10 protein-coding genes are annotated in these 15,526 nt (G+C 42.4%); all 10 read left to right on the plus strand.

Translation table 11 applies throughout. The features are described 5' to 3' along the window. Position 1 precedes the first annotated feature (1 nt). The 10 genes from ID165_RS00455 (at position 2) to ID165_RS00500 (ending at position 15,511) form a co-directional block, all read left to right on the plus strand. Positions 2–1,696 (plus strand): GMC oxidoreductase, encoded by a 1,695-nt coding sequence (locus ID165_RS00455; protein ID WP_192348455.1) that lies wholly within the window; start codon positions 2–4, stop codon positions 1,694–1,696. A 75-nt stretch (positions 1,697–1,771) separates the two neighbouring features. After that, positions 1,772–2,635 (plus strand): sugar phosphate isomerase/epimerase, encoded by an 864-nt coding sequence (locus ID165_RS00460; protein WP_192348456.1) that lies wholly within the window; start codon positions 1,772–1,774, stop codon positions 2,633–2,635. A gap of 330 nt (positions 2,636–2,965) precedes the next feature. Continuing rightward, complete coding sequence (locus ID165_RS00465; protein ID WP_192348457.1) at positions 2,966–3,805, plus strand: class I SAM-dependent methyltransferase; 840 nt, start codon at positions 2,966–2,968, stop codon at positions 3,803–3,805. 5 nt (positions 3,806–3,810) lie between these two features. Beyond that, entirely contained in the window at positions 3,811–4,560 is a 750-nt protein-coding gene (locus ID165_RS00470; protein ID WP_192348458.1) for a YafY family protein, read from the plus strand. 11 nt (positions 4,561–4,571) lie between these two features. Further along, positions 4,572–5,033 carry a GyrI-like domain-containing protein gene (locus ID165_RS00475; RefSeq protein WP_192348459.1) on the plus strand — a complete coding sequence of 154 codons (462 nt, stop codon included), beginning with the start codon at positions 4,572–4,574 and terminating at the stop codon, positions 5,031–5,033. Positions 5,034–5,036: 3 nt separating this feature from the next. Continuing rightward, positions 5,037–5,465, plus strand: coding sequence for a DUF1801 domain-containing protein (locus tag ID165_RS00480; protein WP_192348460.1), 429 nt, complete (start codon positions 5,037–5,039; stop codon positions 5,463–5,465). Positions 5,466–5,651: 186 nt separating this feature from the next. Then, positions 5,652–7,721 carry a polyphosphate kinase 1 gene (gene ppk1, locus ID165_RS00485; RefSeq protein ID WP_192348461.1) on the plus strand — a complete coding sequence of 690 codons (2,070 nt, stop codon included), beginning with the start codon at positions 5,652–5,654 and terminating at the stop codon, positions 7,719–7,721. 127 nt (positions 7,722–7,848) lie between these two features. Further along, complete coding sequence (locus ID165_RS00490; protein WP_225586917.1) at positions 7,849–8,385, plus strand: hypothetical protein; 537 nt, start codon at positions 7,849–7,851, stop codon at positions 8,383–8,385. 120 nt (positions 8,386–8,505) lie between these two features. Next, the gene (locus tag ID165_RS00495; protein WP_192348462.1) at positions 8,506–12,207 is read left to right on the plus strand and encodes a two-component regulator propeller domain-containing protein; all 3,702 of its coding nucleotides are present in this window, start codon (positions 8,506–8,508) and stop codon (positions 12,205–12,207) included. A gap of 241 nt (positions 12,208–12,448) precedes the next feature. Further along, positions 12,449–15,511, plus strand: a complete 3,063-nt coding sequence (locus tag ID165_RS00500; RefSeq protein ID WP_192348463.1) for a TonB-dependent receptor — start codon at positions 12,449–12,451, stop codon at positions 15,509–15,511. The last annotated feature ends 15 nt before the right edge of the window (positions 15,512–15,526 follow it).

The raw sequence follows: 15,526 nt of genomic DNA on the forward strand, positions 1-15,526 counted from the left end.
GATGTTGCAAGATTCAAAAGAGAAAAGAACCTATGACGCCATCGTCATCGGATCAGGAGCCAGCGGTGGCTGGGCTGCCAAAGAACTCACAGAGAAAGGGCTGAAAACGCTGGTGCTTGAGCGCGGACGGATGGTCAAGCATATTGAAGACTACCCTACTGCTTCCAAGGCTCCTTGGGAATTTGAGTTTCGCGGTGCAATTCCCTTGGAGAAAAGATCGGGAATTGGCGGAGGGCGCTGGCTGAGGGAGGAAACTGCTCATTGGGCACTGGCTGATGACGAGCAGCCGATTATTCAGGAAAAACCGTTTCGCTGGTTTCGTGGCTATCATGTGGGGGGTAAGTCTCTGCTTTGGGCACGGGCCACCCAGCGATGGAGTGATTTTGATTACGAAGGCCCGGTTCGGGATGGTTTTGCGGTGGATTGGCCTATTCGCTACAAAGATATAGAACCTTGGTATGCCTATGTCGAAAAATTCGCCGGAATAGCCGGTAACAGGGACGGGCTGGCGGAGCTCCCTGATTCGGATGTGATGCCCGGATTTGAATTGAGTTGTATTGAAAATTATTATAAAGAACAACTGGCATTTAATTTCGACAACCGTTATTTGATCCAGGGGCGCTGTGCTCATCTCACAGATCCTCAGGAAATTCATAGGCAACAGGGAAGAAATAAGTGTCAGCATCAGGCCATGTGCAATCGAGGCTGTGTCTATGGAGGATATTTCTCTTCTAATGCTTCCACGTTGCCTTGGGCTGAGAAGACAGGGAATCTTACTGTGCGACCTGACGCTGTGGTGGAGTCTATAATCTATGATGATGCCAAGGGCAAAGCTGTGGGAGTGAGAATTATCGATAGAAACACGAAAGAATCCATAGAATTTTATGCAAAAATCATTTTTGTAAATGCTTCTACGATTGCTTCAAATGCCATTTTGCTCAATTCCAAATCTTCCACTTTTTCCGCAGGAATAGGGAACGAGAACGGCTTGATGGGCAAATTCCTGGCGTGCCATAATTATCGCGGCAAGGGCAGCGCAAGTTTTGAAGGCTTTGCGGATAAGTTCAATGACGGAAGAAATCCCGGTCATGCTTATGTGCCGAGATTTCGAAATGTATTTAAGCAAGACACGGATTTTCTTCGGGGATATTCCATTGGGATGTCCGGAGGAAGAACCTTGGGATCAGATACCAGTATGATCGGTAATCAGCTTCGTGACAATCTGCTCAATCAAAAATATGGGGTCTGGCACATGGCTGCCTGGATGCAGGGAGAGACGGTTCCTGTGGAGGACAATCATATTCGCCTCAGTACCGATCAGGTAGACAAATATGGAATTCCCCAAATTATTCTTTCTGTAGAGTGGAAGGAAAATGATGACAAGATGACGGCTGATTTTGTGGAGCAGCAGACGATAATGTATGAGAAAGCAGGTTTTACCAATATAAAAGTGGAAGATTCCCATTCTGATCCCGGATCGGATATCCATGAAATGGGTGGCGTGAGGATGGGACGTGATCCCAAAACTTCGCTTTTGAATAAATACAACCAATTACATGGATGCAAAAACGTATTCGTCACGGATGGTGCGTGCATGACTAGTACAAGTACACAGAATCCTACGCTCACCTTTATGGCCTTGACAGCCAGGGCGGCAAATTATGCGGTGGATGAGCTTAACCGCCAGAACCTATAATCTCACATCGGACAGTTGACAATCCATAGTGAATATGTAATTTTCCAATCTTAGAATTTTCTAATCCTTACGAAAATGAAAAAAATAAACATTCTTATCCTTGCCTTTTTTGTGATCGGCATACTTCCTACTTTGACCTATGCGCAGAAAAAAGGAGATCCTTTGATGCAGGTACCTCTAGGAGTCCAGTCTTATTCATTTAGGAATCACTGGGCAAACGGTGTAGAATCAACCTTGGATATCATCCAAGAAATGGGATTTACCGAGCTGGAAGGTGGGGCTCCCAGAGGTATGAGTGCAGAAGAATTCATTAAACTCTGTTCTGATAGGGGAATTAGCGTTCCTTCTACAGGAACCGGTTTTGAGCAATTGGAAGCTGACCCTCAAAAGGTAGCAGATCAGGTGAAAGCATTGGGGGCAAAGTACCTGATGGTGGCTTGGCTTCCTCATGATGGTGATTTTACCAGGGAGAATGCAGATCGGGCCATCAAAGCGTTTAATGAAGGAGGTAAAGTGCTGGCGGAAAATGGGATCACATTTATGTATCATGTGCATGGCTATGAATTCCAGCCTTATGAAAAAGGAACTCTATTTGACTATATCGTAAAGAATACAGATCCCACGTATGTTTCCTTCCAGATGGATGTGATGTGGACACATTTTGGTGGAGCGGATCCTGTAGGGCTGTTAAAAAAATATGGGAAGAGATGGGTTTCACTGCATTTGAAAGATTTTCGAAAAGGTGCTCCGAAAGACATGACTGGGCTTACAGGGCCTGAAAACGATGTAGTGTTGGGAACCGGTGAACTGGACATTCCCGGTATTCTGCGTGAGTCAAACAAGATAGGTATCAAGCACATGTTTATCGAAGATGAAAGTGACGATGAGCTTGTGAATTTACCCAAAAGTATAGCCTATCTGAAGAGTTTGAAGTATTGAATGCGTTTTGTTAGCTATTAGATCTATTAAACTAACTAGCTTTGATTTGGAAGATTCAAAGGGTACTTTGGCTTTTCAGGGATGTCTATAAATTCCTTTGGATTCTCCTGCAAAACCCGTAGGAATAGATCCTACGGCCAGATTTCCTCCATGGGCAAACGTATTTCAATAGTTTGTCCCTGAAAAATAGTTCTCTTCGGACAAGCTTGATCTATTGCCCCATTGTTATTTTTTGTCATCAGGTATCTTAAGACATCACATAAGTTGGTGCCTTTTAGCTATCTTAGTTTTAAAGCTTACAGTACCTGATAACGGAATTATAAACTAACTATGGAAGAAAAAAAAATGGCATCCAATGAATGGGCAAAGGATAGAGGCTCTAAGTGGAATGATAATTTGTTGGGTATGGAGGCGATGATTGCCCCTGTTGATGTCCCTTTATTGGATGCTCTCGATTTGGATAGACCATACTATATTGCTGACCTCGGTTGCGGGGGAGGCACTACCTCTTTGAATATTCTCAAAGCGGCACCGGAGAGATCAGTTGTGCATGGATATGATATTTCGGACAGTTTGATTAGTACCGCTACAGAACGGATTCCGGAGAATACTTCCAACCTCACATTCACTACCTTGGACATTTCCCAGCCTCCAAAACAAACGGGAAATTACGATCGCCTGATATCCCGTTTTGGTTTAATGTTTTTTCCCGACCCTCAAAAAGCATTCGGTAATATTTCTAAGTGGTTACGGCCGGATGGGAAATTTGTCTTTGCAGTTTGGGGTTCCCTGAAAGAAAATCAATGGGTCAATTATGTAAAAGAAAGTATTTCTGAAGTAATGGAGGTTCCGTCTACCAAACCCGATTCTCCTGGTCCTTTCAGATATGCTAATACAGATGATTTTATTCCAGTTCTTGAAAATGCCGGATTCAAACAGCTGAGAATAAATACCTGGAAGGGAAATCTTCCGGTAGGTGGAAATCTATCTGCCAAAGATGCAGCTCACTTTGCTCTTAATGCATTTTCGATGGGGGAGCTCTTGAGCACTGTCCATGAAAAGGAAAAACAGCATGTGGAAAAAAAATTAGCGGAAAAGTACTCCGGACACCTCAATAATGGAATAGTGGAAGTACCCGCATCTGTACATTTAATTTCTGGTGGTGTGTAATAGTAATGGCAGAAGATAAACCAAGACTTATAAGATTGACAGCAATTATTACTCAATTGCAGTCTAAGCAAATTGTCTCGGCAAGAGATATTGCGGTAAAGCACAAGGTCAGTATCCGTACGGTTTATCGTGATATTAGGACATTGGAGCAGTCAGGAATTCCCATTGTAACCCAGGAGGGAAAAGGCTATTCGATAATGGAAGGGTATAGGCTTCCGCCTGTAATGTTTACTGAAGAAGAAGCCAATGCCCTTATCACAGCGGAATACTTGATTTTGAAGAACAAGGACCGATCATTGGCTGAACAATATCAAAATTCCATTACAAAAATCAAATCTGTACTTCAGTTTACCCAAAAAGCTAAAACGGAAATCCTTGCCCAACGAATTCAGGTAAGGAACAATAAAAGCAACGAGAAAACCAGCAATTACCTAATTAAACTTCAATCCTGCATTGCAAATTTTCGGGTAGTTCATTTGGACTATCTTTCTTTGGACAAGCAATATACGAAAAGAGAGATAGAGCCTTTTGCCTTGTACACTACCCAAAACAATTGGGTTTTGATTGCCTTTTGCCGTAAGCGAAATGATTTTAGATCCTTCCGCTTGGATTGTATACAGAGTCTTTCGCAGACACAAGCGAATTTTGAACCTCACAAAATGACCTTGGAGCAATATTTGGAAGAATGCCGGAAAAAGTCAGGTAGCCCTGACATACCTATGACACAAGGTGAGTCTAGCTTTGCGACAAATTAGATAGTTGAATTATGCGAAAAGTAAAGATTAAACCATTCCAATTGGTAGGTATTGCCATCAGGACTACAAATGAAGGACAGAAAGCGGATAGGGAAATTGCTGAATTGTGGCAGCGCTTTATGGGAGAGGGCATTTTAGAAAAAATCCCTAACAAGATAGATTACACGATCTATTCCCTATACACCGAATATGAAGGAGACCATACGAAACCGTATACCGCGATTCTCGGCTGTAAAGTGGAAAACCTTGATGAAATCCCCGAAGGAATGTTGGGGAAATCTTTTGATGGAGGGACCTACATTAAAACTTCTGCAAAAGGAGATTTGGGTAAAGGTCTAATCGTAACTCATTGGGCTAAAATCTGGAAGATGGATTTAAACAGGGTATACACAGCAGATTTTGAAGCCTACGGAGAGAAAGCCCAAGATCCGTCTGATGCAGAAGTGGATTTTTTTGTGGCTGTAAACGAATAGATTATGGGAAAGTTAGTACTGAAAACACATCCAAAAGTCAATGAGACTTTTGCAAACTATCCAGCTTCAGTTCGGGATAAAATGCAATTCTTAAAAGAGTTGGTAATCGAGACAGCGGAAGAAACAGAAGGCATAGACGAAATAGAAGTAACATTGAAATGGGGAGAACCCAGCTTTATAACTAAGAATGGAAGTACATTAAGAATGGATTGGAAAGAAAAATCCCCTGACCAATATGCGATGTACTTCCAATGCACAAGCCGACTGGTTCGTACGTTTAGATTGGTTTTTGACCACAAGTTCCACTATGAAGGAAATCGGGCACTTGTGTTTCAGTTAAACCAAAAAATTCCTGTCGTGGAGTTGAAAGAATGTATAAAGGCATCTTTGACTTATCACAAAGTAAAACACCTGATGACTTTGGGGATTTAATGGAAATTCATTTGGCTTAACTGGCTATAGCTTTTGATTTTGCCTATATTTTATAGAGAGGACACTGAATCAATGAGAAGAAATATTTTGCCAAAAAAATCTTCCCTTTTGTAAATCTTTGCCAATAGTTCCGTTGAAATAAGATGTCTGCCTGCATTTTCCAACCGGTACCAACACACTAACACTATGACAAATTTCACCTACGCCAACCGTGATCTCAGTTGGTTGTCTTTCAACAAGCAAGTACTCTGCGAAGCGTTGGCAGAAGAGATTCCGCTAAGAGAGAGAATTAATTTTTTGGCAATTTTTTCATCCAATTTAGATGAGTTTTACAGAGTGCGATACCCCGTGGTCCAGTTTTTAGCCCAATCTCCGACAGGATCCAACGAGGAATTTAACCCCTGTGAGATCAAGGAGAAGGTAGACCGTGAGATTGCCGACCATCAAGCTTTGATGGGAAAAATCCTCCGAAAAATTAGGGCTGCAATTAAAAAGGAAGGTATTGAATGGATCTATGATAAGAAGATCCCCGATATGCTCAAAAGGGAACTGGCCGATTTCTTTACACATGAAGTAATGGGGAAGCTTCATATTATTGAAGGACTGTCCTCCACTTCTATAGAAGTATTTGCTCCCAATAGCAAAGTGTTCATGGTATTTAGTCATCCTGACAAGAAACAGAAAACGCTATTTATTCCGCTTCCCACTCCTGTTATTCCCAGGTTTTTGACTTTTAAGAAAGGTGAAAAAAAGTATGTGGTTTTCTTGGAGGATTTGATAAAGCACGAATTGATAAAATATCGTCCTGAGCTGGAAGGTTGCCAAGCCTATACATTTAAAGTCAACCGAAATGCTGAAATGAATTTGGAGGAAGAAGTGGCTACCGGACTTTCCAAACGGTTGAAGAAAGAAATCAAGCGCAGAGAATTCGGCAGTCCTACTAGATTGCTTTACCAAAAAGGCATGCCTGAGTTCCTGTTAGATGAAATTCAGCAGTTGTTTCGTCTGGAGACGGTGAATATGGTGGAGGGAGGTGCGTATCATCAGTTACAGGATCTTTTTGGGTTTCCGCTTGATGCCAATCCTTCGGATCACTGGAGGATAATTGAGCCGGAGATGGGAAGTGGGGTTTACTTTTTGGATGAGATTTTTAAAAGAGATATTCTGATCCATCCTCCTTACCATTCTTTTTCGCCGGTTTTGCGCTTGTTTAATGAGGCAGCCATCCATCCGGAGGTGTATGAAATCAATCTGACCATCTATAGGGTAGCCAAAGATTCCAAAATCCTGCAAGCCCTGATTACCGCTGCTCAAAATGGAAAAAAAGTGACTGTTTTTGTAGAGCTCAAGGCTAGATTTGATGAGGAAAATAATCTGAATTGGGCCGAAAAAATGAAGGCTGTAGGTGTTCGGATCAAATACAGCATACCCAAACTCAAAGTTCATGCGAAGGCAGCACTTATTAAACTCAAGAAGGCAGGGAAAATTCAAAAAATCGCACTTCTGGGAACAGGAAACTTCAACGAATCCACTGCAAAAGTCTATACTGACCATTTCTTGTTTACCGGCGATCCCCTGATCTGCAGAGAGCTGGAGGACGTATTTAAGATACTTGCCAAAAGCCCAAAAAAGCCCAAAAAAGAGGAAATGGATTTTTCCATACTCTGGGTAGGCAAATTCAATCTCAAGGAACAACTTCTGAAAATGATTCAAAGTGAAACCCAAGAAGCACTGTTGGGAGGAAAAGCTGAGATTTTTCTTAAAATGAATAACTTGGAAGAAGAGGATGTCATCGGGGCGTTGTATCAAGCTTCCCAAAGTGGCGTGAAGATTAGACTTTTAATTCGGGGGATCTGCAGGTTGATTCCCGGGATAAAGGGACAAAGCGAGGGGATCACGGTGAAGCGTATTGTGGATCATTACCTAGAGCACGGAAGAATCTTTTCTTTTTTTTCCAAAGGAAAGCATGTGGTATACATCGGGTCGGCTGATTGGATGGACCGAAATCTTAACCGTAGAATAGAAGTGTGTTTTCCCATCCGGGATGAGCGTCTTAAGTCTGAGATCTCCACCATGCTCGAATTGCAATGGAATGACAACAGAAAAGCCCATACATTCCCCATCACGAATCAAGTTCTTCCATTAAATCCGCTTCGCTCTCAGGCCGAAATCTGTTCCTTCTTGCTAGAGAATTCTCACGTTTTAGCGAATAGCGAGCGTTTTGAAACCCGGATTAGACGCAAGGAGGTGAAGTGATTTAATGCATACGCCGGTTGAATGTTTTTAGATGTAATGATTTGATTATTTTGGTATTGATATACCCCTACTTAACGGGCTATAAGCTATCGGAATTACTTGAAAACAACACGCTGAACAAAGGCTTATGAGCAAGGAAGTATCCCGGGTTGGTTTTCTCTTCAATTTGAATGCTTTCACATCAGTTGGGGAAATAGGAGTTTTAAACGGAATAAGAAAAATGAAAATCAGGGATTTTTTTCAAATTATCAGCTATCTGCAATATCCTTTGATGCTGCTTGCTTTGTTTTATGCGTGTAAGCCATATTTCTATGGCTTTGAATATTTGAAAGACCATTTTGACTTATTGTTAATGGATTATAATAACGTGTTGATTTTCATGGGGTTTGGGATTAGTCTTTCTACCCTTCAAGACACAAGTAAAACACAGAATAATTTTTCAAAGAGAATATGGGAAAACCCTAAAAAGGGAAGACTTGCGATAATTCTTATCACATGTCTTACGTTTACAGTTCTTGCTTTTGGGGTATTTGGTTACTTCTTTTCACCGAGTGAAAATCTAAAAGAGTTGTCGTTTGGTATAATTGTGCTGGGGATTGGTTTAGTTGGGTTTTTAAAGGCAGCAATTGAAGTCTTTGAGAATCATAGAAGAAGCACATTATAACTTCTGTTTTCACCCTAAATGGATGAGAAGAACTGCTTTTTTTATTCCATAGCACCTTTATTTAACCATTTCTTAATGAATGAATTTGACTTGTAGGGTTAATCATGTCTAATTTTGACCATGAGTCCAAGATGCTTTATTTTTTTCACCCTTTTTTTATCCGCTTTACCCTTTTCGATCTCCCAAGCCCAAAAACTTAAATTCAGAACGTATCTAGTAGAAGATGGGCTCTCAAATAATTCTGTAAACCTTCTGGCCAATGATCCTTCCGGTGCAATTTGGATTGGCACCTGGAATGGGTTGAATCTATATGACGGCAAGACGTTTCTGGTTTTTCGCCACCACCCCAGTGATCCGAAAAGCCTCCCCGGCAATTATATCTATGGAGTGGAGATAGATAAAGATGAAAGGGTCTGGGTATGGTCAGACCCGAAAATCCTCAGTTTATTCCATTCTGACAGCACTTTTTCCCATTACAAATTTGAGAATAGAATTGATGGGATTTTCCTTACTAGTCAAAACCAATTGGCGGTTCAGGTGGTTGATTCCCTTTTCGTTTATGATGATGATAGCGATAGATTCCAGGTGTGTTTGTCCTGTGCTCCCAAGGAGATATTTCCCGATATCCCTATTCCGGCAGCTATCTCCCAACTGAGCTTATGGGATTCAAAAAAAGATAAAAGGGGGAATATCTGGTATGGAAGCAAGGATCAAGGGCTGTTCTTCCAGCCCTATCATGTGAAGTCAGGTGAGCCTTACCTTGAACATTACATATCAGACGCCTTCCACCCTTATGGACTTAGAAGCAATGAGGTCACCGCTATATTGGAAGATCATTTCGGGAACGTTTGGCTAGGCCTGAAGGACGGAGGAGTAGCCAGAGCATTGAGGCATACCGATGTGGTCAGCCATGTCTACACGCATCCCAAAACCCACCCCAACTTACCTAGTGAAGCTGTAAGGGCTGTGGCGGAAGAGTCTGATGGCACATTATGGATTGGCTATTATAATTCTGGAATTTATTTCAGAAGACTCGGAGAGAATAGTTTTGAAAAGCTGGAAATTCCTTCTTCCCATTCCGGTTCTGACTGGAACAGAATCAGAAGTCTCTATGTGGATCAGACTGGGATGGTATGGGTTGGCACCTATGCAGGAGTGATTAGGATCAGGAATAAGAAGGTAGCAGAATTGGTGGAAGAGGATAATACGAAATTCTTCTACAGGCGCATATATGGATTTGCGGAAGACAAGCAGTCCAAAAAGCTATGGCTGGGTTCCTGGAATGGCGTGTCGCTATATAATCAGGAGAAGCAAAGCTTTGAGAGTTTTAGAGGTCAGGATCAGTTGGAAGGATTGAATATAAGGACATTGTTTTATACGGATAGCACCTTGTACATATGCACAGAAAAGCATGGTGTAGTGCTATTTAAAGATGGAGAGATCACATTCTTTGATCGGTCAAAAGGGCTATTGGATAACAGTGTCTATACGATTTTGAAGGAAGAGGAGACCGACAGGCTATGGATAGGCACACATAGTGGACTGACACTATGGGATCCCAAGACGGACAAGATCTCCTACATCACCGAGCAGGAAGGCTTGATGAGCAATTTTATTTACGGAATGCTGTCTCATGCCAACAGCATTTGGGTGAGCACCGCCAAAGGAATAGCGAGAATCAACAAGGAAACACTGGAAGTTTGGGCATTGGATCCGGAAGAAGGATGGCAGTCCTCGGAATTCTCTGAGGGAGCTTATTTTAAGAATGGAAGAGGGCTGATGTATTTTGGCGGAGTGAATGGACTTAATAGTTTTCATCCGAATGATTTGCGCTCGGAGATTGCTGTCCCCAGAATCCTGATTTCTCAGCAGGATATTGAAAGCAGTTCTGTCAATTCGGCCTCTTTTTCTATTTCGGTGATTGGATTTGGAATAGATCCCAATAACCGGATACTTTACCGGGTTTTGCCGGGAGACACAGAGTGGAGCGAATTGGATCAGAACGGTTTCTTGCAGTTGTCTGGGCTATCTGAGGGGGTACACAAATTGGAAGTGAAAAATTCCCTTGGGAGACCCGGGGAAGTTTTGTCCACAGAATTCACTGTTTTGATCCCCTTGTGGAAGAAGCCGTTGTTTTATTTTTTTGCGATCATTTTTGTCTTGGGAGTGTCTGGCTGGTGGAGATTCAGAACAGTGAAAAAAATCCAAAGAACACTGGAACTTAAGATTCAGGATAGAACCAAGGTGATTTCCAGACAGAAGTCTGATCTCGAAAATGCAAATAAGGTGCTTGAAGCAAAAAACAGGGAAATAGAAGAGCAGAAAGCCCGATTGCAGATTCTTCACAGTAAGCATCAGAATGCCGGTTTTGAAATGGAGAAGTTTACCGGCTATGTGGTGGATCAAATCAGGAAACCGTTATCCGATCTGAAATTAAGTATAGAAAGCGCCACATTCAGAGATCAAAAGCTTAAAAATGGTATCAGGCTTCAACTGGATAGCGTAATGGAATTGTTCAGTGAGCTAAATGGGTCACGCAAATTAATGGAGCTTGGGGAGGTAACTCCTTCATTGACCATTCTTCCGGATCTGTTTCTGCATCTGAACCAAGAAATGTCGGGAGCATTGAAGGAGAACAGTATCCAATACAAATACAGCGAGAATCTATCAAGAGGTTGGGTTTCGCTGGATGTGATGAGGCTCAAACTTTTTCTTCAAAACCTTTTTAAGGAAATCCTCAAGTTTCAGGATGAAGATGCCGTGTTGGATGTTCAGGTGAAAACATCGGAGGGCAACTTACTTATTCTGGTGGATACCAGTAGTTCTACCTTAATGGATGCGATAGAAACATTCAGCCAATACAGTATATATATACAATCCGCCAAAAACCTGTTGACAGAGTTGTCAGGGGAAATGCAAATTTTGCCGAATGAAGTATCAGTAGCGATTCGGGTTCAAATTCCAATTCAGGAAATTGAGACAAAAAACCTAAATACATCGGTCAAGAATTGGAAGCATATGGCTCTGGCTGATGAAATTCCGGAAGGGAAAAAGGTTGTTCTGATCTTTGGTAAGCGTTTTGAGGCCGATGGTTTGGTCAAGGTAATGGAAGAGGATTCCTTGTTTTTTATACAAGAGGATGACCCGGATATGGTGTCTTCAGCGCTGAATACCATAAGAGTTGACCTGCTGATCCTGTATAATGAAAAGGTCACAGAGAATGTGGCTAAGATCATCAGTGCGGCGAATCTATTCCCTACACTTCCGATTTTGTTCATGTATGAAATCCTCTCCTACGGGCAGCAGGAAAGATTACTGGATATGGGGATCAAAGATTTCATCCAATTGCCTACAGGAAAATCCCTGCTAAGCAGAAAAATCAAAAGTTTGCTTGCGGAAAGTATCGATAAGGATCAACCCTTGAAACTGGAAAGCATATTGTCGCAGGATGAGCCAAAAGTAGATCTGAGCCCAAATGAAAAACTAGTCAGGGAGGCCATCCACCATATCAAACTGAATTTTGATAAGCCCTCTTTCAAGGTAGAAACTCTGTATGGGCATTTGGGTGTTTCTAAAATCAAACTCTATAGGATTTTTAAGGATATTCTTCATCTGGCTCCCTCTGATGTCATCCAGCAACTTCGGATGGAAAAGGCGAATACACTTCTTCAAAAAAGCCAGATGAATGTGGGCGAAGTAAGTTTTGCCTGCGGTTTCAATGACCCCAAACACTTCAGTAAGGTTTTTAAGAAACACTATGGCTACAGTCCAAAGAGGTTTCAAAAAATGGACGAGACAGTGAATCAGTCAGGTGTAGAATAACAAATTCATTCAAACTTACTTTTTATACTTTTTTCAATCTACTGATTAGATCCTCGGGTAGCCTCAGGATTAATCTTGATTTAAGCCTTCATTAAGGCATTGTTGTTGAAATAAAAGTAGATAAATAAGGTCTTACCAGTACTAGTTTCTGTAACATTTCACCTCTTTATTGAAACAAAACCACTCCAAAACTCCCCTAGGGTTCTTCAAATTTGTTTGAACCAAAAATTTTAATCATTCTATGAAATCAAAACTTTACTGCTTATTCCTTTTGTACATTCTGTCAGGAGGCGGGCTTTATGCGCAACATGTTTTGAAGGGGGTGGTAGTCGGGAAGGCGGACAAGGTCCCTTTTCCCGGAGCTACGGTGATTGCCAATGGCGATACCTACAAAGGCACTGTCACGGATACCAATGGTGAATTCTCGCTCAATCTTGCTCAGGAAAGCGGAGTAGTTACCATATCTTTTATAGGAATGGAAACTATAACAGTGCCTTATCAGGCCTCTGTCGTTTTGAGAGTAGAGATGGCAGAAGAGACTAACTCTCTGGATGAGGTAGTGGTTATTGGTTATGGTACTGCTAAACGAAGTAATTTGACTACTTCTGTAGCTTCGCTGGAAAATGTCTCCAGAACTGTGGACAGGCCTATTTCCAGTCCTCAGGACATGCTTCAGGGACAGGTGGCAGGTGTGAGTGTAGTATCCAATTCTGGAGACCCGGGGTCCACTCCCAGTGTGATAATCCGCGGCAGAGGGACATTCAACAATGAAGAGCCACTATATGTAGTGGATGGAATGCCTTATTACGGTTCCAGAATAAATCCCAACGACATCGAAAGCATGGTGGTGCTGAAGGACGCTGCAGCGGCAGCTATCTATGGAGCCCAAGCAGCTTCCGGTGTCATTGTAATTACTACTAAGAGTGGCAAGTCCGGAGCGCCAAAAGTTTCTTTGGATTTCTATCAAGGATGGCAGTCAGCCTACAAGACTCCGGAAGCATTAAATGCTGCTGAATATGCCCAAGTTTATACACAGGCTGCCATACATGCCGGAGCTACTCCGAATCCTGCCCATGATCCCAATGTCAACCCGTGGGGTCAGGTGACCAGAACCAATTGGATGGATGAAATTTTTAGGACAGGGGCTATTACAAACGCCAACGTTCAAGTAAGTGGGGGAAGCGATAGAGCTAGATACAGTACGTCTTTCGGATACCACAAAAAAGAAGGATTATTGTTGAATACGGATTACGAGTTGTTTTCTCTTCGACTGAAAGGAGACTACGAAATCACCAACAAGTTCAGAGTAGGACAAAATGTGTACTTGAACCACTCGGCTGCCTATGGGGCGAATACCAGCAGTAGCTACAGCGGGGCCATTATCAATGCGATCTATATGAATCCTGCCGCACCTGTATATGATGAACAGGGGCAGTTTCACGGGACAGTGCCTTTTGAGCTTTCACAGTTTGCCGGAGCCTATGGAGATACTTACAACCCTGTTTCCCTGTTGCTTCGCCCAACCAGAAAGGCTCCTAAATTGAATGTGAATGCCATCACCTATGCCGAGTATGATATTTTGGAAGACCTGACGTTCAAATCAAGTTTTTCCCTTGACTTGTGGGATTGGAGTGACCGTACGTTCTCGCCACGGGCTCCTGAAATCGGTCGTCCAAGCAACATGAACTATCTGGATCAGAGTGCAGGAAGCTCTACCCGATGGATTTGGGATCAGCAACTTAACTATAATAAAAGCTTTGGTAAACATAATGTCGGTCTTACTGCTGTTTATACGGCTCAGTTCAGAAAGGAAGAGTCTCATAGCTTTACCGTTCAGGATTTTGACAGGGAAGACGATTGGTTCCAGTATCCCGGAAATGCCAATACAATTCTCAACGTGCCAAATTATACTGCTTTTGAGGATGCCTTGACTTCTGCTATAGGAAGAGCAACCTACGACTTTGATGATAGGTATTTTATCATGGGAAGTATCAGACGTGATCAGACATCTCGGTTGGCTCCCTCCAAAAGGACTGATTTTTTTCCGGCAGTATCAGGGGCTTGGAAGATTTCTTCTGAATCCTTCTTTCAAAGCAACTTGATAGATCTGTTGAAGCTACGGGCTTCCTGGGGTCAGATAGGCAATATTTCCTCAGTGGGATATTATGCCTTTAATGTGCCCTTGTCAGCGGGTAATGATGTTATCCTGGGCGAACCTGGAGTTAGAAACAGACATGTTTCTCTGAATGAGATGACTAACGCCAATCTTAAATGGGAAAGGTCAGAAACCTTGAATTTCGGTCTTGATGCAGCCTTGTTGAACAACAAGTTGCAGTTTACTGCTGAATACTATGAAAAATACACCCGCGGGTTGATTTTGAGAAATTCACCTGATCCCCATTCTGGAGTACCGACAGGTGCGCTCTCTAATGTGGGGACAGTTTCGAATAAGGGATTGGAAATGTCTCTTAATTATTCGGGAAATGCAGGTGAATTGTCCTACCAAGTTGGTGGAAACTTCTCAACAATTAAGAATGAATTGGTTGATTTGGATGAGTTTACCAATGATTTTATTCAACATGAAGACAACATCAGGACATCTGTGTATCCATTCAGAAGTGAGTCGGGCCAGCCACTGTATTCTTACCATTTGATCCCCAACACTGGCATCTTCCAAAATCAGGAGCAGATCGATTCTTACCTCAGCAGTGATGGGGAGAAAATACAGCCAAATGCTAGACCGGGTGATCTGATATTCCAAGATGTAAACGGGGATGGCAGAATCAGCGATTCGGATAGGGTATTTATGGGCAATGCCATGCCTGATTTCACTTATGGAATCAATATTTCTTTGGAATACAAGAAATTCGATCTGATGCTCTTCGGACAGGGAGTAAGTGGAGTGGAGCTGTTTAACGGCTACAAACATACCGCTTACAATGCAGGACTTCAGGGATACAACCTGGACAGAAGAGTGTTGGATGCTTGGACTCCCCAAAATCCAAATGCCTCGATCCCGGTATTGTCTACACAGGATCCAAACGGCAATTTTGGCACAGCCTCAGACTGGTACCTCGAAAGCGGTGATTATTTCAGAATCAAGAACATTTCGTTAGGGTACACTTTTGCATTGGATCAATGGAAAACGGGCTCTCAAGTGAGGCTATACGGATCTGCTGAAAATCTGGTGACGTTCACCAAATACTCAGGTCTAGACCCTGAAGTGGGATCAGGTAAGGTCATTGACAATGGCGTATTCCCCTCTCCAAGAACCTTTACCATCGGATTTAATATGAATTTCTAATCCATTATCAGCACT

Source organism: Algoriphagus sp. Y33 (genome assembly GCF_014838715.1).
GTDB lineage: Bacteria > Bacteroidota > Bacteroidia > Cytophagales > Cyclobacteriaceae > Algoriphagus.